Origin of the sequence: Desulfovibrio desulfuricans (assembly GCF_024460775.1) — a bacterium.
Classification (GTDB): domain Bacteria; phylum Desulfobacterota; class Desulfovibrionia; order Desulfovibrionales; family Desulfovibrionaceae; genus Desulfovibrio; species Desulfovibrio desulfuricans_E.
Map to the genome: position 1 here is coordinate 1 of NZ_JANFYZ010000125.1, position 223 is coordinate 223.

1 protein-coding gene is annotated in these 223 nt (G+C 58.7%); it reads left to right on the plus strand.

Annotated features, from left to right (window positions below; genetic code table 11):
• On the plus strand, positions 1-223 hold a 223-nt coding region (locus NE637_RS15640), incomplete at both ends, for an NAD(P)-dependent oxidoreductase (protein ID WP_306804734.1).

Genomic DNA, 223 nt, shown 5'->3' on the forward strand with positions numbered 1-223 from the left:
CAAAACGTTATCGTCCATGCGCAAGGTGGCTATTCTGCTTAATACCTCGCGTGGGCCGCTGGTGGATGAAGCCGCTGCTGCCGAAGACCTGAAATCCGGGCATCTGCTGGGCCTTGGCACTGACGTGCTTGCGCAGGAACCTCGGCAGGACGAGAACCCCCTATTTTCAGCGCCCAATACGCTTATTACGCCGCACATTGACTGGGCTACCTCACGTGCGCGG